Genomic DNA, 19,552 nt, shown 5'->3' with positions numbered 1-19,552 from the left:
CCTTTCAGACGCTGGTATTGATGCGTGTGCCAACCAGGCCGTTCGACGGCAGCGTTGGGGGAGTCGCTTGCTCGATCGGCAGCGATGGTGCATCTGTTTTAACGCTATTGCCGGCTGCGCTGCCTGAGCTGCCGCCGGTCGGGCGCATGGGTGTCGGCGCGATACTTTGTGCGGGGCTATAGTTGTTCACATTCATGGTCGGGCTCGCTTTCAATAAGGATGAAGGGATCGAGGCAGCCTCAAGCAGACTTGAATGCATGCCAGGTCGCTAGAACTCTCTTTCGACATTGAATGATCACGCCTAACGGCTAAGGTTGATTAATGAAAGATCAGCGCTTTTTCTCGACTCCTTACCAGCACTTACCGTACTGTCTCCGCCGCAATCAATGCCAGCGCCCGGCTTGCGCCGCGGATGATCATCCGGCACCGCGAAGCCTAGATCTTTACATCGACCAGCAGTCCGATCGGATCCCATCTGATGCCCTTCGTCTCTTCGCTCAATCCATCAAGAACATCTGCTAACGACACCTCTCCCGCATCCCCGTCCGGTGCTACATAGGATTGCAATGCGTTGTCGAGCGTGCCCACAGCGCCAGAAATTGCGGTGCTGTCGCTCGCACTATCATCACTGCCGGACGTGGACCCCAGCGGGTCATCGAGTTGCCAGTCCCAGGTGTCGGCCGGATCATCGCGACTTATGGAGGTAGACCGGACTGTCTTCGCAAGCTCTTCTATGGAAGAACCAAGATCGACATAGGCTGATGTCACCTGGTCCGCTGTCGTCGCATCGCTCTCTTGCAGGGCGGGCGCATTGAGGCCGTGTTGCAAGACAAGCGCCTGATACAGCGCTACCAGGAATTGCTTGCCTGCGCTTTTGTTCGTCTCGCCGCGCGCCTGCAACTCGGCGGTAGTGCCCGAGTTTCCCGAAAAGGAATCAGTGTCCGTAGAGCCGTCACTGGCTGGCGCGAACCCGCTTGGGTCTAGCCCCAGGCGTTGCAACGTAAGCTTGAGCGCCGCCATTAATGCGTCGCCGCTTCCAGAAGATATTGTCGATTGCCGCTCGGGAAGCGCGCTGGCAGGCACACTAGCCGATGGCTTTGCCGTGCTGTTGGGAAAATCAGAAGATGAAATTGACATGCTGGAATCGAGTGCCATGGTGTCTCTCGGTTGGTTGTTCCGTGATGCCGAATCGGCTGCATGGAGCAAATTCTCAGTGCTGCGTATGATTGATTGGCGAGTGCACGGATTCATTCGCCCAGACGTCATATCGACCTGGCAAGCATGAATCTGTAGTGTTGGAAAGGCGGGGTAAGAAGCTGACGCCGGCAAGCTTGACGACGGTCTTATGCACTAAGCGATGCGGCCAAGACAATGAAAGATCCGGTAACACGGTCATTACGTTCCGCTTAGTCGGCAGCTTGCTAAGGGTGCGATCTTTATATTTCTTTGCTGACGTTGAATGCAATAAACTCGACCTTGGCGATCCGGCAATTGAGGGCCTATCTTCTAAAGCAAATAGCGTCCTTTAGTCAATTCTCTTACCGGGTCTTTCGTAACCTAAGGTTGTTCGCACCGCTGACGTTATCACTGAGTATTGAACGTACTTGGAGGATGAAATGAATTTTTCCACGACCGGCGAGATTGCTTGCAAAGTGCGCATCAATCCCATCATGCTAGTTAGCGGTCAAGGTGTGGCAAGCCGTGCAATTCGGTATCGAGGTAAGCACACGCTGCGAGCGGTGCTGGGATTTCTGGATAGTCAGCGCGAGGTTCGCGCACTGGTCTTCAGCCACACATCCGACGGAGATATGTTATGGGTCGACATCCAGACCGGGGAGTTAAGAAGCTTTGAGGAGTGGCGATTCGAAGCGGCATGATCGAACGTATCAAGAAGCCCGCTCCCTGCCATGGCTTCCTGTCAACGGCTCCCCGCGATCAGCGGGGCACGGCATTCAGGAAATAAACACGATCCGGTCCCCCACCGTCGAACCGCATTCCACGAAATAGGCAGTACGTGAGGCTCTCACGTCGAGCAGAACGCGTTCGACGCCTTCAAGCCCGGGAGTTTCATGCAAATGCGTTTTAACGATGACTCTCGAGCTTGGCCTGGCTAACGTGTCGCGCCGGACTTCCACGAGATACCTGATGGCGTCTCGTTGGTTCATAAAATACAGAATCATTAACAACGTGTCCTTACCGCAGTTGAAGCGGCGCTAATCGACACTGCCTTGCATCGGCCCGAAAGCGGCACGAGACACGAGAAGAGCAGGCGGATGCTGGCGCTCTGTTACCGGGCGGAGACTTCGCCCGACATGACGTCGATCCAGACAGGTCCCTCTTCAGCCTGGTGGCTATACACCAGCGCCCGCACCTGTGGGCCCGCTATTCTCAGGAAGCGCAGTATGTCGCCCCTGCGTTGCTTGCCGCGATAGGGTACGCGACTCACCTTTTGATCGCACTCCATCAGCAATACAACGTCGTTGCGCTTAAGAAGCCGCTCGATCATTGTTTCGCTCAAATTGTGCGAAAGCTCGGTTGTCAGTGTTTGCTGCATGACCGGTATGACGCCGTGATCCGCAAGCGAGTGCAAGGGTTCCGGTAACGAGTGGAACCGAGTGACATTCCCAAGCCCCTGGCTCGCATGCTGGGTGTTGTGCCGCGCGAGTGAGGCGGTGCGGCGGGGAACGTCGCGTGCACTTGTGCGCTTCGTGGCGCGAGTCATTTACATCCAACCGCACAGACAATGGCCGATACGCCCGCCACTGCGCCGACGATTCCGCCTAGGGCAAACGTTTCTACCGAATTGGCGCACGCTTGAAGATTGAGGATGCAAAAGAGCATCGCGATGAAAATGCAGCGCCGCAAGATTTTTCTCCCTCAACAGTCGTTGCTGCGGTATGGACCGGCCGGAACTCCGAGGCGCCTGACGCAGCTTCACGTCATGGACCTGATGTGCGTTTGAAGGAGCCAACGCAGAGGACTCCATGCACGCAGAGAGAGATTAGAGCGCTTGGAAGAGGGGCATTTCGGCAATTACGGGCTGTAGATGCCATCTGCTTACCGGGCATTACCTGGACGGGAGCGCGAACGCAACAAGTCAGCCGGCGCTCTTTTCGCGCCACGCCTGATCAATCACGCGTATGTGATTTCGTGTCTGACCGGAATGGAATTTCGGCGTTACGCAGTCAAGCCGGAATGGCGGCGTCCGAATGATTCGCTTAAGTAAACCCGGGGCGGCCCGGATCTGGCTAGACGATGCAATGCAAACTCCACTGGCGCACCCCGCATGGCTTACACAAAGGGTCCAGCCTGATTCAACCAAAGGTCGTTTAGCTGTGGAAGGTTCCACTGTTTGGGATCTTCAATAGCCACTATCCGGTCGGCACCCTTTGATTTCTTTAGATCTACTATCTGAGGGAAGACCGGTTGATTCGACTTGCAGGAGAAGAATGTCTTGACGGTCGGTGTGAGGATCGAGCCGTTGCCCTGATCGAGTACGACAGCAAGAAAGCCGGACTCCAGCCGGACCAGCGAGCCCACCGGATAGATGCCCACCGTGCTGACGAAGGCGGCGAGAATGGTCTTGTCGAACTGTCCCTCCCACGACGCCATGCTGCGAAGCGCCTGGGTCGGATGCCAGGACGATTTGTATGGCCGGTCCGACGTGACTGCGTCGTACACATCGCAGACCGCTCCCATGCGTGCCAGAAGCGGTATGGCCTTGTCCTTGAGCCCATGTGGATACCCATGGCCATTGACCTTTTCGTGGTGGTGCAGTGCGACCTCCAGCACCCCGTCACTGACATCGGCTGACTGCAACATCTGCCAGCCGTCGTAGGAGTGTTTCTTGGCGACCTCGAACTCTTCCACACTCAGCTTCCCGGGCTTGTTCAGCACGGCGAGCGGCATGAGCGCCTTGCCGAGGTCATGCAGCAAACCGGCCACGCCGGCCTCCAGCACCTCCGGTGCGTCAAGTTCGAGTTCACGCGCCAGCGCCGTCATCAGCGCACACACGGCAACGGAATGCATATACGTGTAGCCGTCGTGGTGCTTCAGGCGCGCCACGCTGGTCAATGCGTACGGGTTGCGCATAACGGACGCAGCAATGCTCTGCACCAACGGCATCATGCTGGCGCCGGACACGGCTCTCCCCATGCGGGCTTGCTGAAATACGACCTTCATCTCATTGGAGGCCGATTCGAACAGACGCTTTGCGTGCTCGATTTCCTCGCCTACGGGTCTTCGCGGCAGATGCGGGCGCGCGGCGCCTCCCGTGGCGAGTGGCTGGACGTCCCCCGTCTGGCTGCTCGAACTGGCGGCGTCGAACGGGTCGACCGGTTCGCCAAGGCCGTCCTCAGGGGATGACAGGCCTCGATCCGTATCGATCACGATGGATGTAATTCCGCTTGCGACGATCTTCTCGATATCGATAGCGGTGAGCAAAAAAGAGTTCTTCCAGAATGGGTGATCAAGCCAGCGCCGATCCAGACTGTGCAAGAACATCCCAGGACGCAATACAGAGGTTGCGACCGTTTTCAACATATGCCAACTCCGATGAGCCATGTTTTGGAACTAGCGAGGGGAGAAGCCACATCACCTTCAGCTTCGGCCTACACTTACGTGCTCCACCAATGCACTGATCAGATCCTTGATTTCTTTCACCCGGCGCCTCGCTTACCCCGTGAGCGGCTTAGGCCGTCAGGTTCAATCCGGGGCATTGGCCTTGAGCGCCGTAGCCTCGATGATAACGACAACCAGCGCGACTCGCTCCACGCTGGCGGCAGCCCGCTGCGTCGTGTGCGCTTCCGCCCATGGCAGATATGTGACAACTCGCCAACTTGTCTTCCCACATCGAATGATCGCGCGTAACAGTCTGTGATCATCAGAGAATGACCGCAATATTTTCCAGGCTCCTTACCCTGACTTACCGCGCATGCAATGCAGCGACCAGTCGCGTAGCTAACGCTCAGAAGGCATCGTAAGCCTTAAGTAAAATTCTTGACCAGCCCTGATCGTGTCCCTAGCGTACCGCACGCCGCTCGTTAAAAAAACACGCTTGCCGGCCATTTACGCGCATCTTGAACAACAGTTGGGTCAATTGGAAATATTTGGTAAGTACAGACCGAACCCCAGTTCTTTTCCTTGCATTCCAGGCGTCGAATCCAGCCGAGTATGGGTGAAAGGCCCAAATAGCAGGGGTATACAGGGAACCATAGGGGAAATAACGCGTTGATTATCATGAAATTTCTGTTCCGCCATACCCCTGCCTACCCCTTAATTGTCCCCGGGATTGTCCCTGAAAATCGAACGGGGCTTGGAGGGCGACTGCGGGGTAAACTGTTTCTCCGAGCAGACGTAAGAATTTGAGATGGAAACCGACGACGGCTCCAACGCCGCAGAATTCTGGGCCGAGCGCACTGCGATAATGTGGGAGTGTATGAAGGGTTACGAGGCCGAGCACTTCTAGACGATTCTGACGCTTCGGTGGTGCAAAAAACATGGGCACGCCGAGCCGAGTGACACGCGGTGGCGGCTGTTCGCAGCGGGACTAACTGGGAACGAGCCGACTGAACCGGGAGAGAAGCATCCGGATATTCGGCCGGATCGGGGATGGTGGTGAACTGGAGGAAGTTATGAGAATGGCGCCGTGGCCAGATTACGAGGGGAACCCGATTCGGGAAGGAGATGCTATTTGTCACCCTTCCGGCGAACAAGGCGACGTCTACCGCCTTCCCGATGTGGAAGACCCTTACGACGCATGGCGGGTGGATTATGGAGACGAGCCGCCTCATAGCCGACTCTGCTTGCAGATCGGGGCAAAGGGACAGGCGGTAGTGGTTGGCGCGCCGCTAGTGCGGGCTGATTGATCGTCGCTTATAGCGAGAGGAGATGAAATGCCGTGCACAAACGCGGACTTGCGGCGCTACATCGAGGAGTTCTTCGAGGAAGAATCCTACCTTGTCGATGATGTTGACGAAAACGAATATCGGAAAGACAAGGCTCTCGAAGCCTTCGACGCGCTGGTGAGCCGCGAATCCGCCCTACTCGCCCGAATCCAGCAACTCGAAGAGCGCGCAGCCCAAGCGGCTGAACTGGTGGCGAAGGCGGTTGACGTGATGGTGCCGAAGGAGGGGAAATGTTGAATATGAGCCTGATCGACCCGCGGCAAACCGTAGTGCTTGAGTCCGGATATGGACTCGACAGAATCGGGGCGATGCGAGGCGTAGATCTTCCGCGCGCTGGCGCGGAAACGGACCTTGATTACCGTGCTCGGCTTATGGCTAGGCTTTGGGAACCACTGATTGACTCCCTTGCTCCTGCCGTCGCTACGGGCGTATATCTCGATCAATGGCTAATTGGTCACACCCACGGTGCCCTGACGGGCGGCGAGACCACCGCACCGCCAGACGACTCGTCGCCCAACCATGTGCGCGATGCTGTGCGGGCGAATCAGTGAGAAAGAATGAAAACAACAATCTGGTATGAGTTCACGGACAAGGAAGATGTCCAGGCGCTCCGCAACGCTGCCGACATGCTCGAGAAAAATGGCTACGTGAAGATCATGCTTCCGAATGTCGAACTTGATGCTGCGCCTATTGCGGGCGCGGGCGCATGCGGTGTCTCTTCTAGCAACTTGAAGGGCGGTTGTGGCGGTGCATCGGCCGTCAGTTGGCCGACAGGCTCTGCCGGCGCGGGCGGTACCTCATCCGGAGACGCCATCGGCGGCACTGGAAAGGTGATCTGGGGCGGCGCAGGAGGGTTATGATGCCGCCGGCGTAGCGTTCTTAGCTAGCGCAGCGGCCGCAGCGGCATAGCCGTCATTGAATAATCTTTGCCTGATGTCGAGCGACATGTTGCGATCGAAGCTTGATGCATAAGCCGTTTCAACCGGGACAATCAGTGCGCCATTTTTTGTATCAAGATGAACGTGCGCCGCTTCATTGGACGCAAGTAGCAAGTCGATCATCCGTGGCGCCAGGTCGATAATGCTCCGCTTATTGGGAAGCAGCGGAGGGTCATTCGACTGCAGGTAGATACCAATGCGCGGGATGGCATCAATGGTCAGGTCGGAGACCGGGATGTTGTCGCACATTCCCCCGTCCTGATACACTCCCGCGCCATATTCAACCGGTGCGAACACAATCGGTATGGACGCAGATGCGCGTGCAGCCAGGGCGATCGACATATCTGGAGTGTTTTGTCTGCTGAACTGAAACTCACTTTCGGTCACCAGATCGGAAGCGATGCATTTCAGGTCAATCGCGAGATCCGAAAACCTCTTCCCCGCGGTCTGTCTCGTCAGAAAATCAAGCAACGCATTGCCGGTGCACAGCACCTGCCTGGTCAGCAGCGTCCAAGGCGAGAATGTCATGTACGGCGCCCAGTTGAGCGTCATACAAAGAACTCGCAATCCATCGAGCGTCATGCCGGATGCGTAAAGGCTCGCCACAATGGATCCGCCGGACGTCCCCGCTATCTCAACCACCTCATAGCCTGCATCTTCAATAGCCTGAAGCGCTCCAAGATGGGCGCCCAGCCGGAATCCCGAGCCGCTGAGAGCGACCCGAATGGGTTTGGACATTGCGTTTCCTATGGGCGTAAAAAAGCCCGCAGGCGTTTATTCCTGCGGGCAATATTTTTCAGATTACCTACCAGACTCGGATCGGCTCGGATAATGCCTTGCCGGCGCTCCATCCAGCGTTTATGCGATATAAGAGGACGCTATAATCAATCCCCCTCTTCCTACTCCATTCAGCGACAGTTAAACGCTCGCCCTCAAATTCTAAAAACCGACTTGAACGGCGGTTGTTGGCTTGTTGTGTCGGAGTGGCCCAGCGGCAATTCGACTTCTCGTAGTTGCCGTCGTTTTCTTTCCGGTCGATCGTGGTCCCACGCGGCGGATCACCCATGTCTTCAAGAAAATTCTCGAATGATAACCAGCGCTCGCAGACACTAATCCCACGCGCACCGTAATCCGGGTACTTCGCGTCCTTGGGGTTGTTGCATCGCCCTAGCATGTGAGTCCATGACTTATAGGCTCTGTCGCCGATTCTTGCACGACCATGCTTTAGATTATTGAATGGGCGTTTCGCATCTCGGATACATCCGCAAGACTTCGAATTTCCCTTCTTGACGTTGTTAATATAAGCAACGAACTCATTACCACAATCGCAACGGAAAACTGCTTTGCGCTGCTTTGGCAGAGAGGGCGCATCCCTGATAAATGTTACCGAGTGCAGTCGATCACCTTCGGCATATTCGATTTTTGATGCTTGGTTGCGACTCCTTGTTTCCTTCAGACAACCGCAGGACCTTGTGTGCCCTTTCTTTACGTTGCCGACATAGGTCAGAGTTTCCCGGCCGCAATCGCACAGAAAGGTCGCCATGCGCGCCCTCCCTCGTGGAGGCTCGTCTCTCAGGTATGAAAGGGAATTGAAACGTTGACCTACGGTATACTGGACAGCAGCTGACATCGCTTCTCCGAGATAGAAGTGTTGTTGGTTAGGAGGCCCGTTCGCGTTGGTAGCGCTTATGGGCTTCCGTCATTCTACTCCATATAATCAGGATAACCTACCAGTTGATTTCATTGCAGCCGTCATCTCGGATTCGCCGCGATGAAGTTCTTGAGCGCGGTCCCTTGCGCCTTGATGTTGCCGTTCGAGTCGGCAAGACCATAGTCTCCATCTGTGAAGTCAACCAGTTCATACCAACATGAGCCTTCGACCTGCGAATCTGCCAGCATTTCCGGCAACTGGCTGGAGATATAGGCTTGAGTCGCTGCCACGCTCAGATTTGGATTCCCAGCCCCGCATTCGCTGAAATAGATCGGCTTGCTGGTGATGGCCTTGATCGACTGCAGCACGTTGACGTTGCCTGAGGGCGTCGAGGTGTTGGCCATATCGCCGCCAGTCTGATAGTCGTGCCATGTCGCCACGTCAAAATTGATCGTATAGCCGGAGGCAGAACCATTCGGCAGGGTATTGTTGACGATCATCTGCAGCCAGCCGAACTCCACATACGTCGTGTTGACGCCGAGCAGGGTCTGCGAAGTCGGATCTTTCGAGCGGAAGCCTTCGCAGAACCCAGCCATAACGGCCATTGAGTAAACCGTCTCAGACTCGTTAAAGTTCGAGGGCAAGTTGCCTTGGGCATTGCCAGAGATGTCGGCCAGGTTCCACTCGTTGCCGATTTCGACCATCGGAACTTTCCCAGCGAAGAGACCGGCTAGGGTTTGCCCATCGGCGTATGCAGCTGCGTAGACCTGCGCGGTGCTTCCCGAGTACGTCGGGATGTAGCACGGCAAGACTTTGATCGGCGCGAACTGGGAAATAAGACCCGCAATGGTCTGTGCGTCGCCGACGTCGTACATATCCTGCCGACAACCTTCCGCGCCAATCAGTTGCATCAGAGCGACCTGCGTGGCGATCGGAGTCTGCGAATACCAGCCACCTTGATTGTAGTGACAGTTCACAGCCCAATACGGCAGCTTGGCTGCCGGCGGCGCCGCGGTCACCGTACCCGACACCGCGACCGGCGTGGCCGTCCCGGCGCTCACCGAAAGAGCGTAGGAGCCAGCCGCAAGAGTCAGGCTGGTGCTGAACGCGCCATTGGCCGGCGTGACCGTGGCGAGCACCGCACCGGCCGCGTTGGAGATGACAACGCTCGATTGATTGGTGGTGCCCGATACAGTCACCGGTGATGCCTGGGAGAATCCGTTTGTTGGGGCACTCACAGCCAATGTGGGCGCGGGCGTGATCGTCACGGATACAGACGCCGTTGCTTGAGTGCCACCCGATTGACCCGCTGGCACGGTGAACCCGATTACGTCGATCTGGCGCGTGCCTGAGAGCGCGCCCATGTTGACCGGGATCGTGAACGCGCCGCCGACGCCAGGTGTGACGTCCGTGCCGACCTTCGTTCCAGTCGCATCATCGAATACCGACACGTTGACCCATTGCGAGCCAGCGATTCCGGTAACGCTGAACGTTTCGCCCTCTGCCGCTCCGGCCGCGGGGGAACTGATCGTCAGAGTCGTAACAGGAGGCGCGACGACGTTGTTCACGATGACGCTCACCGTGGCGACATTCACCCCGTCGCTAAATGAGAGCGGCTGGACTCCGTTCGCGAGTTGCGTCGTATCGACAGGAACACTGAAAGGCACCGGCTGCACGAGAACCACCGTACCGATGACGGTCGTACCGTTCATGACCTCTCCGGTTACGCCTCCATAAGTTCCGATGAGATTGACTGTGCCGCTAACCGTCGCGCCCGGCACGGGCGATGTGATTACTGGTGCCATTGTTGGCTCCTGCGTTGATACGACCTGGGTGTTATGCGGCGGGGGCGGAAGCTGCAGTCGGAACGGCAGCCGGCAATGCCGAGTTGTATTGCGCCAGCGCGGCGTTAAGCGATGCCTGAAGCGCCATGACGCCAATGGCGATCAACGTCTTGTCGTCCGTCGAAAGCGATGAGGCATTGACCAATTTCAAACCGGCGGGGATGGCGGTGTTCGCAAAGTCGGCAATGCTCGCGACGCTGATCGTCGAGCGCGCCGAGCAGAATGCAGTCGCGTCCGCATAGACCTTGTCGACGATCGCAGCCTGATCGGCGGTCAACCCTGATTCCATCGTCTGCATGGAAGCGAGCGTTGGGCCGGCGACGGTGCACGCGGTCGTGATATCGGCGTGGACGGTTGCCAGCAACTGAGTGGCTGTCTGCGGAGTGCCCGTGGATGCACAACCCGCGAAGCCAACGCAAATAGCCGCAAGCGCGGCGATGAACAACGTTTTCATGATGGTTCCTAGTGGAGGATTTTCGCGGCGGAGACCGCCACATTGGACACAGCACCCGCGACCGCGGAAGCCGTTTCAGCATTTGCAGCAATCGGCGCCGTTGCGTTCACACCGTTTTCAGCGAAATGAACTGTGACGGTGCCGTCGGCGTACTTGGTGACGTCAACCGTTGCGCTCGCCACATCGCGTCCACTCGTAATGACGGCTGAGCAACAAACCTGCTGCCCGGTCGCGGCGTCGTAATATGGACGGACATCGTAAGTGGAGATCCCGGCGCACGAGCAGAGCGTCAGCGCCATGAGGACGAGCGCGGCGCGGATCACGACTGGACTACGACGGTTGGTGAAGGCGCGGGAGCCGCAGGCGTCGATGCGGCGTCGTTTGCTGCTTGCGCCGCATCAGACGCACGCTTGGCTGCGGAAGCCGAAATATGCGCCGAACTCAGGGTGGACAACGCGCTTGCGAGGACCACAATGAAGCCTTCGACTGGCACCTTTCCGGACCAAGCGAAGATCGCGTAGATCGAGATCAAAAACGCGTAGCCAATGAATTGCAGGAACAGATTCCAGTTCATGGAACCTCCAGAAACGAGGAAGCCACCCGGAGGCGGCTACTTGTGGATGTGGATCTTGTACGAATGAGGCATCTGGTAGACCACCGGCTTTCGACGGCGGCACCAGACCGGCCACCAAGCGGGCAGCCTACGCAATGCCGTGAACACCTCAGCTCACCGTGATCGTCATACCGCCCGGCAACTGGTATTTCACCGAGTCGTCGATGACGTTGAAGGCCTCAGAAACGGACGGTGCGCCGACCGGCTGACCGTTGATATCGACGGCTTGCGTGGTCACGGTGTACGAGCCGAAGGCAACGTCAGCGAACGATGCCGAGAACGGAGCGGCGGCGATCATCTGAGCGGGCGCGCCATTCGAAAGCGTGAACGTGATGCCGCCTTGAGCAGCGGTTCCTGCGGGCTGGTCGGAGTCGACGGTGGAGAGAACAACGAGAACGGTCTTGGTCATGATGATTTCCTAAAAGTTGAAGACGTAAAAAAACCGGCTCAGGGCCGGTTGGTTGACAAAACTGCTAGCTAAGGTTGACAAACAGATGGCGCAAGGTTGTCAATGGACCGGACTAAAGGCTTTTGACGTTCAGCGTGAACGATCGGTTGGCCGCATCAGGCGGGTTCATTTGAATGAAACAGGAGATCAGGTAAGCGTTGTTTGCCACGCCACCCGACAGCGTGAAGTTCACGACCGAGCCATTGACGACGGCTGGCGCAACTAGCGTGATTCCACTTGGTACGGAGACCGTTGCACTGACGATCGTTGAGCCGACGGGCAAAAATGCCGTCCAATCGAACGCGTATGGCAGCACGTCCAAAGGATCTTTGGGAGGCACATTGTTAAAACTTGGGAACGACATTGCGGCTCCGAAAAAGATTACTGGCGGCCGACCACGAAAGTTCGTACCTCCGCAGGGATAACGAAACTTCTGTTCTGCCCGGCGAGGGTGAATGACCGGTTCTCGGCTGGCACCGCAAAGGACCGCAACTCAGCGGGAACCGTGAATGCTCTGTTTTCCGCAGCGACCGTGAACACGATCGGCGGGATGGGTATCGACGTAGCTGCGGTTAATGACCCAACCGATCCCGCGCAAATATTCCCCGTTAGCGCTATCGATGCCCCGCCAGTGATTGCCACGGTGCCGACTGAGCCAGCCGCGGCGTTACCAGACAGACCTATCGCAATGCCTTCTGTAGGCGACTGCACAGAACCTGTCGCGCTATTTCCGGAAACTGAAAGCGCCCTTCCAGCGATCAACGATCCTGCGGAGCCGGTCGCATTGTTCCCAGCCAGCGCTGCTGATCTGGATGGCGCTACTGACCCAACTGAACCCGTGCCGACGTTCCCGGTAAGAGCGAGCGTGATGCCTGCGCTTATGTTTCCAACAACGCCGGTACCGCTATTGCCCGACAGTGATACGACGCCTGCGCCGCCGGCCGAGACTGAACCAACTGAACCAACTCCCGCGTTACCAGTGACCGGCAGAGAGAGCTTTGCGCCAAGCGCGCCGACGCTACCAGTTGCCGAATTACCAGTCAGACCAGTGACGAGCGCCAGGCTATTGACGGAGCCGACACCCGCGTTGCCCGAAAGCGTAATCGAGACCGATTGCGAGACCGAACCGACGCTGCCGGTGGCGGTATTCCCACCGAGCGCGGCAGGCGTGTTTTTGACGCCGACAGCGCCAACCGAACCGGAACCCGCAACGCCGGTCAATCCAGTCACGAGCGCGACATTGCCTACTGCGCCCGTCGCGTTGTTCCCGGTGAGCGCCGCGGAGACGTTCGGCTTAAGCGAGCCAACCGCGCCAACGCCAGAATTACCCGTAATGACCAGGGTGACGCCAGCGCCTACAGATCCAACGCCGCCGGTTGCTGCGTTGCCCGTGATGCCTTGGCTTGAAACTAGAGAGCCGATCGCTCCTGTGCCTGCGTTACCACTCAGCGCGAAAGTCGCAGCCGGTCCTACAGAACCTACGACGCCGATTCCGACATTGCCAGACAGAGCCGCGCCAAGATTCGGTGCGATAGAACCGACCGAGCCGGTTGCTGAGTTTCCAGTTAGCCCAATCGTGACGGAAACGGTGACGCCGGCCACCGATCCCGTGCCTGAATTTCCAGTGAGCGCGGCACCCGCGCTTGATTGAGCGGTGAGTGTGGCAATCGGTGATGGTTGCGGCGGCCGGAAAAATGGAACACGAAACACGCCGGCCATAACGACCTCGCGTTAGGTGATCTGCAGAAGCGAAGTGCCTAAGCCACCAGCCGGCATCGTCAAGGTGAGCGTTCCGGCCGTGATGGTCTGCGCGCCGAACGTGTGTGAACTGACGGCATTCTTGCCCGAGGCCGTGTTGTTGTAGATCAACACGCAATCGAAGGCGGTCGCAAGCGTGACGTTCGTGTAGACGATCGATGCGGACGGCGTAAAGATTGCCGCGGTGCCTGATGCAGCCGGCGCAGTGCCGGTCGTGACAGCGACGCCGCCGGCCGTGTAATTGGTGCCGGTCACTTCGCCGGTTGCGCTATATGCCGTCGTTGCTGCGCCGATGCTGCTACCCGTCAAATATAGGGCTGCATTGAACGTGTCTTTCGTGGTTGCCGCTCGGATCACGCTTGCGCCGAAGGCATGCAATCCGTTGAGAAGGTCGACTTTAAACGAAGTGACCATTGCCTGTGCGTTACTAGCCATGAGTTATCTCGCTGATAAAAAGTGGTGGATTAGCCGAGCATCGCAGCAATGGCTTCCGCGGCGACCGGATCTTTCAAATGCACATGAGCGCTGCGGTGGACCATCTCGCCACTGGCCGGAAGGTGGTACTGCACCCACGTCACGATCTCATTGTCGTTTTCGAAACCGCCTTCCAGTTTCAGCAGATCCGCCTGATCCATATCGCCATGCGTCGTCGTTACGATTGCCATCGTTATCTCGCTTAAAAATCAACCAATTTCTTGAAATACGGCATAGCCCGAACAAGTCGTCGCCGCGTTAGGGGTTGTTGCCAGCCCGAAAACAATCCGGCGCGCGGGGCGAATGACGATCCGCGTCTCAGGCATCCAGATGTATTGAAACGGGACGCGTACGTTCCAGTTCCATGCCAGATGCGTGACGATCGTGCCAGCCGAAGCGATCGTTGTATCGTTGGTGCGCGCCGTGGCGCCAGCCGCGGAATCACCGAAGTCGATAGGAACGGGGGTATAGCTGCTACCGGCCGAGCCGGCCGACGTCGCACCGGATTTCAGGACAAGGTTCCATTCCTTTTCGTTGGCATCGCTCACGTCCGTGCTTTGCGATAAGCCAAGCTCCATCATGATCACTGGCTGATTCGTGCCAGCGAGCAAGGAGATCAAATCCTGCTGCGCGCTCAATGCCACTGCATTGAACTCGACTGTATAAACTCTCGGCACGTTGCTACCTCACAAGGAAATTTCTATACATCGCGTTGTTGTCCCAGACGAGGGAGGCGATGACCGGGTTGTAAGAAACAACGATTTGGCCTCCGGCACTTGTTCCGCCTGCTGTACCGAACTGGCCCGCACCGGCCGCGCCGGCCGGGAAACCGCCGTTACCGCCGACGCCTGCACCGCCAGATGTTTCACCGCATCCACCACCACCACCACCGCCGAGGACGTTGCTGACGCCGTTATTCGCTGAAGTGTTGCCAGTGCCCGGGGTAATCGGCGCGCCTAGACCGCCAGCGCCAGCGCCAGGTGAAGCGCCACCCACTGCACCGGTCGTGGTTCCCGTAGCTCCATTGGCTCCAGCGCCAGTAGGCGAAGCCGAAGCACCGCCACTACCCCCACCGGCCGCATTGACACCGATGCCACCGCTGCCGCCCGAGAACTTGCCCGTCCCCACGCACGCGGAAGCCTGACCGCCGAGCGGTGCGGTATTGGCCGACGTGCCGGGCTGCCCCGCTTTTGCTAAAAGGGTCGTCGTGCTGACGAACCACGTGTCCGTGCCCGCTGTGCCGCTGGTAGACCCGGACGTGCCGGACGTGCCCGCTACGCCGATCTGGGAAGTGACAGTCGCGCCAGGCGTACCTGCATAATTCAACAGCCATGCAATGGCGCCGCCGGCGCCGCCGGGCAGTTCTCCATAGCCGGGCGCACCCGCAGCACCCCACGCGTAAATCGTGTTATCTGCCGGGTTGAAGTCCGCTGGCAGAACCACTGGCAGCGATGTGAAGACGACGCTCTTGCTATAAGCCATGCCGCCTCTTCAATGCAAAAAGCCGCGCGAGGCGGCTGGGGTATTCGGTGGTGCGGGGTGTGTTATGTGGTCGAACCGCTGAAATCAGCCCCGAGCGAGAACAGCGCTTGTTCTGCCTGACGACGGCGCAAGAGGCCGGCGACTACGACACCGCCAGCTAAATCCCACTTCTCGAACTCGTTGGCGGCGCCTGCGATGTCGCGCACATTGAGCAGCCTCAGCAATGTCGAGCCTGCGAAGTTGCCGATCCCGAGGTTGAAGGTGAAATCGACAAGGGCGTCGAATTCCTCTTGCGACATCGCGATGTGCACGAGTCGATTCACCGCGGCTTCAGCATTGGCGACGTCGGCGAGTAGCCATTGCTCGGCCTGAGTCTGCGTACAGGTCATGCCCTGCGCGACGCCCTGCGTGTGGCCATAGCCAATCGTCCAGACGCCAACTGAATCTTGATAGGCAGTTAGGTTGCAGCCTTCAAAGGACTCGGTAAGCGATAGACCTTCCTGGGAATATTGCATGGCAACCTCTACTTACCAGATGATGTTTGCGCTGGCGGAAGCACGGGCGTCGTGCGGCCCTGCACTAAAAATTCGAGCGTCGCCACGCGAGCTTCGTCATGTTGAAAATTTTGGTAGAACTCTTGAATCTGAACAACGATCCAGCCGCAGACCGGCAGGCATGCAAGCAAAAGAGTGCCGGTGATCTTCCACGCCCAGCCGTGAACATTGATAGTGGATTCGGCCTTGTTGAGGCGCTTGTAAAAATCCTTGAACGCCTCGTCGTGCGAATCCACTTTCTCGCTGAGCTGCCCGATCAATTGCGCCTGGAGCTTCTGTCCGAGGTTCAGTTCGATCAGCGTGTCCATCTTTCTGCCGATCTCTTCTAGAGACCTCGAATTGTTCTGGTGACGCTCATCGACCTTCTCATCAAGGCCTTTTATCTGTGCCTGCAACGCTTCGTTGGTGACGGTCATCATGTGGTCGTCCATGCGGTCCAGACAATAAAAAACCGCCTCGGAGGGCGGCTTGCGGTGCTGCGAAACTTGAACGCAAAAACCGCCTCGCGGGCGGAAAATGCTCATCTTAGAATTTGCGGTAAGATCTGGTCACAAAATATAAGGAGAGGTTATGAGAGTTTCCAATGGCCTAATAGGCGCAGCAGCACTGGCTATAGTGGTAGCGCTATCGTTTTATTTCCTCGCACCCACCGCTGAGCAGAAAGCCAGTGGCGAGGCGATGCATCAGGCCGCACATTATCTCGACCAGGCGCCAGTTCCTAAATCATAGGCGCAGACGTTTTCGAGTCGGTGCGCCAGAATGTAGGCTTTCACCTTCTCCTGGTAGTCCGGCTGCTGGCGGAATACCCAATCTGGCGGGTTGAATGACGCAAATCCGTTGAGCGTCGGAAGGTCGAATCGATCCGCGAGCAGCATGGCATGCATGTTCTGCTTGTACAGAAGCTCGGTTTCTGAGGTTGAGGCGCTCGGATTCACCACGTAGAACGATTTGCAGGACGCTGGCGGCTGGCCGGCGTGCTCAGCTATCGCCATCTCGGCCGGAACGTTCAGCGCTACATACGGAGAAGCGTTCACCTGAGTGGCGCAAAGCACCAGCATCGCGATTGTCGAGAACCACAGCTTGAGGCGTGACATGAACACTGCAATCAGGACGGCCACGGGAAACGACAGGAACAGGTAGAAACGCCCAACTACTCGCATCCCGCGCGCGCCAGGTATCAGGACGTTCACAAGAAACCACGGCGAATACCCGCCAACCGTCAGCGGCAGAAGTAGCCCGACGGACACCGCGAGAGCCAGCGCCACATAGGCGCGCGGCACAGACTTCCACTTTCTGAGCAACAGCACCGCGGCGATCACGGCCATCGCAGCGATCACGTCCGGCGTGAAGCCGTTGCTTGTCACGCCGATCCTGAAAAGACCGGGGAGTTTCTGATCCAGAGCGGCAAATGTGCTATGCCAAATCGCGCTGTACAGTCCCGCATTGAAAATATCGATCGGATACAGCATGTACAGCTTCTGGGCTTCGTAGGTCTGGCCGCCGGTCGATTTTAGCGTCGCAAGATAGACGTAGAGGAACGGTGCGACCGATATCAGGGCAATGAATGACAGTGCAGGCAGATACCACAGGAGAGCCCGTGACCGACATACGAGGCCCTTCAGATAATCGAAATCCACTACCGCGAGCGCCACAACGAACAGGATCGTGAACAGCCCGAAGAACCACGCCATGTAAAAGCCGCTCATCAGGAACGCGCCGTACAGCACGATAAAGCCTGCGAGCCACCAGAAAGCCGACCTGACATTCCCTTTGTCGATCGATCGAACTGCATTGAGCAGAAGCAACGCAAGCCCGGGCGCGAAGCTCACATCGAGAAGCTGGCCGTTGCCGGCGTGAACCGAGATCGCAAGCGAAAGCGTGAAGAGCGCCGCGCCGAGAATGCTCACAATGTCGCCGCACTTGAGGCGTCGAAGCAGAGCCGCCATCGAGAAGAACCCAATCGTGCGGATCGTCATCGAGCAGAATTCATTGCTCAGTAGTAGGTTGAACCCGAACAGGCGATAGACGCTGGCGATCAAGCCATTGATGAAATAGCCGTCGTTATAGCCGAGCACGTCTGGATATGGATAGAAATAAAGCGGCTCGTTCCAGACGTGGTGCAACTTGAAGACTTCGAACCAGTGGGATATCAGGACAGACTGAATGACGGCGTCATACGCATCACCATAGATGACGGTCATTCCGCTGTCGATTTGCTTATAGAAGAACAGATAAATCGACAGGCAGCACGCCAAGACCAACCCTATAAAATACCCTGCTCTCCGCATGACTCGCCCCTATTTCGAATGGCGAGATATTACACCAGAGTAAGATTTACGGAAGTTCGGTAATGGATAGCGTATTAAAAGAAGCAGTTGCCGCGAGCGCAACTGCGGCCCCCGAATTCTGCGATGTCTGAACCGTAATCGTATCGGCCGCAGCGCAGTTGACAATAATCATCAGGGAGCCAACTCGCAGCGCTTCTGTTGCTGCGGCGCCTACAGCAGCGCCAGTAGCCGCAAGAGACGTCCCATTCTTGAGGATGAATATTTGCCCCACCGTGCTTGCAGACCATGGGGCTGCCGCATAGGTCACGTTGGCGCTCACGAGGTACTGACCGGCCCGCGGCGCTGTAAATACGCCTGTGCTCGCGACGAAGTTCGAATTGGTATCGAACACCGTTGTCCAGCCTGTCACCGTCGTGGCGGTGCTGTTTGCAATTGACTGACCGCCTGAGTTTTGCGCGAACACCTTAGAATTGCTCGACGAAATCAACGTCGTAAAAGCGCCGCTCCCCGGCGTCCCGGCTCCGATCGCTGGTGGGTTCGCCAACTCATTCTCGACGAACTGTGTCGTGGCAAGCAGCGTGGAGCTGTTGTGCGCGGCGGCAGATGGCGCGGTGGGTGATCCGGTTAGCGCTGGGGAGGCCAGCGGAGCATAGGGCGCCAGTAACGAAGTGAACCCGGCCCCGCTTACCGTGCTGCTGGCCGCCAATGTCGTGAAGGACCCGGTACTGCCGCTGATTGGCGTCCCCGATATCGTACCGCCAGTGATGGCCGGGGTAGCGATTGTTGGAGACGTCCCGAATACCGCGCTGCCCGAGCCAGTTTCATCCGAAATCACGCTAGCCAATTGCGCCGAGGTGGTTGATGCGAATTGAGACAACGGACTAGCAGTGCTCCCTGCGCCAATTCTCGCCAATTCTGCCGCAGCCGTGGTGACGCCTGTGCCGCCGTTTATGGCAGGTGTTATGCCTGTCAAAGCAGCGGCAGAGACATTCCCCCAACCAGCAGGACCTGCCGGACCAGGAGACACGATGGCCTGACCGGATGTTGATCCCGCTGTGCTTAGAAGAGAAACGGGGCTGGGGGTCGTGGCAAAGGAAGAAGCGCAGAACAGCGCAAGCGCGATGGCTATAAGACGTTTCATT

General features: G+C 57.6%; 25 protein-coding genes. 3 read left to right on the top strand and 22 right to left on the bottom strand.

The features are described 5' to 3' along the window. Positions 1–4: 4 nt before the first annotated feature. Both ACSOSP_RS28480 and ACSOSP_RS28475 read right to left on the bottom strand, forming a co-directional pair. Positions 5–196 (bottom strand): hypothetical protein, encoded by a 192-nt coding sequence (locus ACSOSP_RS28480; protein ID WP_455311791.1) that lies wholly within the window; start codon positions 194–196, stop codon positions 5–7. A 239-nt stretch (positions 197–435) separates the two neighbouring features. Beyond that, positions 436–1,155 (bottom strand): hypothetical protein, encoded by a 720-nt coding sequence (locus tag ACSOSP_RS28475; protein WP_455311790.1) that lies wholly within the window; start codon positions 1,153–1,155, stop codon positions 436–438. A gap of 461 nt (positions 1,156–1,616) precedes the next feature. On the opposite strand from ACSOSP_RS28475, the gene ACSOSP_RS28470 reads away from it, so the two are divergent. Then, on the top strand, positions 1,617–1,877 hold the full coding sequence (locus ACSOSP_RS28470) for a hypothetical protein (protein WP_455311789.1): 261 nt from the start codon (positions 1,617–1,619) through the stop codon (positions 1,875–1,877). Between the two features lie 75 nt (positions 1,878–1,952). Here ACSOSP_RS28470 and ACSOSP_RS28465 read toward each other — a convergent pair whose 3' ends face one another. The 3 genes from ACSOSP_RS28465 to ACSOSP_RS28455 all read right to left on the bottom strand — a co-directional run bounded on the left by ACSOSP_RS28465 (position 1,953) and on the right by ACSOSP_RS28455 (position 4,542). Further along, positions 1,953–2,165, bottom strand: a complete 213-nt coding sequence (locus ACSOSP_RS28465) for a hypothetical protein (protein ID WP_455311788.1) — start codon at positions 2,163–2,165, stop codon at positions 1,953–1,955. Positions 2,166–2,287: 122 nt separating this feature from the next. Then, positions 2,288–2,722: a hypothetical protein gene (locus ACSOSP_RS28460; RefSeq protein ID WP_455311787.1), complete on the bottom strand. Its 435-nt coding sequence runs from the start codon at positions 2,720–2,722 to the stop codon at positions 2,288–2,290. 569 nt (positions 2,723–3,291) lie between these two features. Continuing rightward, positions 3,292–4,542, bottom strand: coding sequence for an HD-GYP domain-containing protein (locus ACSOSP_RS28455; protein ID WP_455311786.1), 1,251 nt, complete (start codon positions 4,540–4,542; stop codon positions 3,292–3,294). Positions 4,543–5,894: 1,352 nt separating this feature from the next. Here ACSOSP_RS28455 and ACSOSP_RS28450 point away from each other — a divergent pair. Together ACSOSP_RS28450 and ACSOSP_RS28445 are read left to right on the top strand one after the other, a co-directional pair. Further along, a complete protein-coding gene (locus ACSOSP_RS28450) occupies positions 5,895–6,143 on the top strand; it encodes a hypothetical protein (RefSeq protein ID WP_455311785.1) in 249 nt (82 codons plus the stop codon). Positions 6,144–6,463: 320 nt separating this feature from the next. After that, positions 6,464–6,766: a hypothetical protein gene (locus ACSOSP_RS28445; protein ID WP_455311784.1), complete on the top strand. Its 303-nt coding sequence runs from the start codon at positions 6,464–6,466 to the stop codon at positions 6,764–6,766. On the opposite strand, the gene ACSOSP_RS28440 is transcribed toward ACSOSP_RS28445, so the two are convergent. From ACSOSP_RS28440 to ACSOSP_RS28360, 17 genes are all read right to left on the bottom strand, one after another. Beyond that, positions 6,761–7,582 carry a patatin-like phospholipase family protein gene (locus ACSOSP_RS28440; protein ID WP_455311783.1) on the bottom strand — a complete coding sequence of 274 codons (822 nt, stop codon included), beginning with the start codon at positions 7,580–7,582 and terminating at the stop codon, positions 6,761–6,763. The genes ACSOSP_RS28445 and ACSOSP_RS28440 overlap by 6 nt on opposite strands. Before the next feature lie 67 nt (positions 7,583–7,649). Then, positions 7,650–8,387 (bottom strand): hypothetical protein, encoded by a 738-nt coding sequence (locus ACSOSP_RS28435; protein ID WP_455311782.1) that lies wholly within the window; start codon positions 8,385–8,387, stop codon positions 7,650–7,652. Positions 8,388–8,596: 209 nt separating this feature from the next. Further along, the gene (locus tag ACSOSP_RS28430; protein ID WP_455311781.1) at positions 8,597–10,300 is read right to left on the bottom strand and encodes a hypothetical protein; all 1,704 of its coding nucleotides are present in this window, start codon (positions 10,298–10,300) and stop codon (positions 8,597–8,599) included. Between the two features lie 31 nt (positions 10,301–10,331). Then, positions 10,332–10,793, bottom strand: coding sequence for a hypothetical protein (locus tag ACSOSP_RS28425; protein ID WP_455311780.1), 462 nt, complete (start codon positions 10,791–10,793; stop codon positions 10,332–10,334). An 8-nt stretch (positions 10,794–10,801) separates the two neighbouring features. Next, a complete protein-coding gene (locus ACSOSP_RS28420) occupies positions 10,802–11,116 on the bottom strand; it encodes a hypothetical protein (RefSeq protein ID WP_455311779.1) in 315 nt (104 codons plus the stop codon). Beyond that, positions 11,113–11,367 (bottom strand): hypothetical protein, encoded by a 255-nt coding sequence (locus ACSOSP_RS28415; RefSeq protein WP_455311778.1) that lies wholly within the window; start codon positions 11,365–11,367, stop codon positions 11,113–11,115. The genes ACSOSP_RS28420 and ACSOSP_RS28415 overlap by 4 nt, the downstream gene beginning before the upstream one ends. A 148-nt stretch (positions 11,368–11,515) precedes the next feature. Next, on the bottom strand, positions 11,516–11,815 hold the full coding sequence (locus ACSOSP_RS28410; protein WP_455311777.1) for a hypothetical protein: 300 nt from the start codon (positions 11,813–11,815) through the stop codon (positions 11,516–11,518). A gap of 112 nt (positions 11,816–11,927) precedes the next feature. After that, complete coding sequence (locus ACSOSP_RS28405; protein WP_455311776.1) at positions 11,928–12,218, bottom strand: phage fiber-tail adaptor protein; 291 nt, start codon at positions 12,216–12,218, stop codon at positions 11,928–11,930. A gap of 17 nt (positions 12,219–12,235) precedes the next feature. Continuing rightward, positions 12,236–13,573 (bottom strand): beta strand repeat-containing protein, encoded by a 1,338-nt coding sequence (locus tag ACSOSP_RS28400; RefSeq protein ID WP_455311775.1) that lies wholly within the window; start codon positions 13,571–13,573, stop codon positions 12,236–12,238. A gap of 12 nt (positions 13,574–13,585) precedes the next feature. Further along, positions 13,586–14,047, bottom strand: coding sequence for a hypothetical protein (locus ACSOSP_RS28395; protein WP_455311774.1), 462 nt, complete (start codon positions 14,045–14,047; stop codon positions 13,586–13,588). Between the two features lie 29 nt (positions 14,048–14,076). After that, positions 14,077–14,277, bottom strand: coding sequence for a hypothetical protein (locus ACSOSP_RS28390; RefSeq protein WP_455311773.1), 201 nt, complete (start codon positions 14,275–14,277; stop codon positions 14,077–14,079). Positions 14,278–14,295: 18 nt separating this feature from the next. Further along, positions 14,296–14,763 carry a hypothetical protein gene (locus ACSOSP_RS28385; RefSeq protein WP_455311772.1) on the bottom strand — a complete coding sequence of 156 codons (468 nt, stop codon included), beginning with the start codon at positions 14,761–14,763 and terminating at the stop codon, positions 14,296–14,298. A 4-nt stretch (positions 14,764–14,767) separates the two neighbouring features. Beyond that, positions 14,768–15,568 (bottom strand): hypothetical protein, encoded by an 801-nt coding sequence (locus tag ACSOSP_RS28380; protein WP_455311771.1) that lies wholly within the window; start codon positions 15,566–15,568, stop codon positions 14,768–14,770. A gap of 62 nt (positions 15,569–15,630) precedes the next feature. Continuing rightward, a complete protein-coding gene (locus ACSOSP_RS28375) occupies positions 15,631–16,083 on the bottom strand; it encodes a lysozyme (RefSeq protein WP_455311770.1) in 453 nt (150 codons plus the stop codon). An 8-nt stretch (positions 16,084–16,091) separates the two neighbouring features. Next, positions 16,092–16,646 carry a hypothetical protein gene (locus ACSOSP_RS28370; protein ID WP_455311769.1) on the bottom strand — a complete coding sequence of 185 codons (555 nt, stop codon included), beginning with the start codon at positions 16,644–16,646 and terminating at the stop codon, positions 16,092–16,094. A gap of 171 nt (positions 16,647–16,817) precedes the next feature. Next, positions 16,818–18,323, bottom strand: coding sequence for a hypothetical protein (locus ACSOSP_RS28365; RefSeq protein WP_455311768.1), 1,506 nt, complete (start codon positions 18,321–18,323; stop codon positions 16,818–16,820). 133 nt (positions 18,324–18,456) lie between these two features. Then, a complete protein-coding gene (locus tag ACSOSP_RS28360) occupies positions 18,457–19,551 on the bottom strand; it encodes a hypothetical protein (RefSeq protein WP_455311767.1) in 1,095 nt (364 codons plus the stop codon). Position 19,552 lies beyond the last annotated feature (1 nt).

It is taken from the genome of Caballeronia sp. KNU42 (assembly GCF_053760385.1).
This window is presented reverse-complemented; position numbering and strand designations above follow the sequence as displayed.

What these genes read in the sequence shown, in the direction of transcription:
- ACSOSP_RS28380 (WP_455311771.1), bottom strand. Translation starts at nt 15,568, where the DNA reads ATGGCTTATAGCAAGAGCGTCGTCTTCACATCGCTGCCAGTGGTTCTG.
- ACSOSP_RS28455 (WP_455311786.1), bottom strand. Translation starts at nt 4,542, where the DNA reads ATGTTGAAAACGGTCGCAACCTCTGTATTGCGTCCTGGGATGTTCTTG.
- ACSOSP_RS28430 (WP_455311781.1), bottom strand. Translation starts at nt 10,300, where the DNA reads ATGGCACCAGTAATCACATCGCCCGTGCCGGGCGCGACGGTTAGCGGC.
- ACSOSP_RS28475 (WP_455311790.1), bottom strand. Translation starts at nt 1,155, where the DNA reads ATGGCACTCGATTCCAGCATGTCAATTTCATCTTCTGATTTTCCCAAC.
- ACSOSP_RS28470 (WP_455311789.1), top strand. Translation starts at nt 1,617, where the DNA reads ATGAATTTTTCCACGACCGGCGAGATTGCTTGCAAAGTGCGCATCAAT.
- ACSOSP_RS28460 (WP_455311787.1), bottom strand. Translation starts at nt 2,722, where the DNA reads ATGACTCGCGCCACGAAGCGCACAAGTGCACGCGACGTTCCCCGCCGC.
- ACSOSP_RS28465 (WP_455311788.1), bottom strand. Translation starts at nt 2,165, where the DNA reads ATGAACCAACGAGACGCCATCAGGTATCTCGTGGAAGTCCGGCGCGAC.
- ACSOSP_RS28365 (WP_455311768.1), bottom strand. Translation starts at nt 18,323, where the DNA reads ATGACCGTCATCTATGGTGATGCGTATGACGCCGTCATTCAGTCTGTC.
- ACSOSP_RS28410 (WP_455311777.1), bottom strand. Translation starts at nt 11,815, where the DNA reads ATGACCAAGACCGTTCTCGTTGTTCTCTCCACCGTCGACTCCGACCAG.
- ACSOSP_RS28400 (WP_455311775.1), bottom strand. Translation starts at nt 13,573, where the DNA reads ATGGCCGGCGTGTTTCGTGTTCCATTTTTCCGGCCGCCGCAACCATCA.
- ACSOSP_RS28440 (WP_455311783.1), bottom strand. Translation starts at nt 7,582, where the DNA reads ATGTCCAAACCCATTCGGGTCGCTCTCAGCGGCTCGGGATTCCGGCTG.
- ACSOSP_RS28425 (WP_455311780.1), bottom strand. Translation starts at nt 10,793, where the DNA reads ATGAAAACGTTGTTCATCGCCGCGCTTGCGGCTATTTGCGTTGGCTTC.
- ACSOSP_RS28370 (WP_455311769.1), bottom strand. Translation starts at nt 16,646, where the DNA reads ATGAGCATTTTCCGCCCGCGAGGCGGTTTTTGCGTTCAAGTTTCGCAG.
- ACSOSP_RS28480 (WP_455311791.1), bottom strand. Translation starts at nt 196, where the DNA reads ATGAATGTGAACAACTATAGCCCCGCACAAAGTATCGCGCCGACACCC.
- ACSOSP_RS28395 (WP_455311774.1), bottom strand. Translation starts at nt 14,047, where the DNA reads ATGGCTAGTAACGCACAGGCAATGGTCACTTCGTTTAAAGTCGACCTT.
- ACSOSP_RS28360 (WP_455311767.1), bottom strand. Translation starts at nt 19,551, where the DNA reads ATGAAACGTCTTATAGCCATCGCGCTTGCGCTGTTCTGCGCTTCTTCC.
- ACSOSP_RS28405 (WP_455311776.1), bottom strand. Translation starts at nt 12,218, where the DNA reads ATGTCGTTCCCAAGTTTTAACAATGTGCCTCCCAAAGATCCTTTGGAC.
- ACSOSP_RS28435 (WP_455311782.1), bottom strand. Translation starts at nt 8,387, where the DNA reads ATGGCGACCTTTCTGTGCGATTGCGGCCGGGAAACTCTGACCTATGTC.
- ACSOSP_RS28415 (WP_455311778.1), bottom strand. Translation starts at nt 11,367, where the DNA reads ATGAACTGGAATCTGTTCCTGCAATTCATTGGCTACGCGTTTTTGATC.
- ACSOSP_RS28450 (WP_455311785.1), top strand. Translation starts at nt 5,895, where the DNA reads ATGCCGTGCACAAACGCGGACTTGCGGCGCTACATCGAGGAGTTCTTC.
- ACSOSP_RS28390 (WP_455311773.1), bottom strand. Translation starts at nt 14,277, where the DNA reads ATGGCAATCGTAACGACGACGCATGGCGATATGGATCAGGCGGATCTG.
- ACSOSP_RS28375 (WP_455311770.1), bottom strand. Translation starts at nt 16,083, where the DNA reads ATGCAATATTCCCAGGAAGGTCTATCGCTTACCGAGTCCTTTGAAGGC.
- ACSOSP_RS28445 (WP_455311784.1), top strand. Translation starts at nt 6,464, where the DNA reads ATGAAAACAACAATCTGGTATGAGTTCACGGACAAGGAAGATGTCCAG.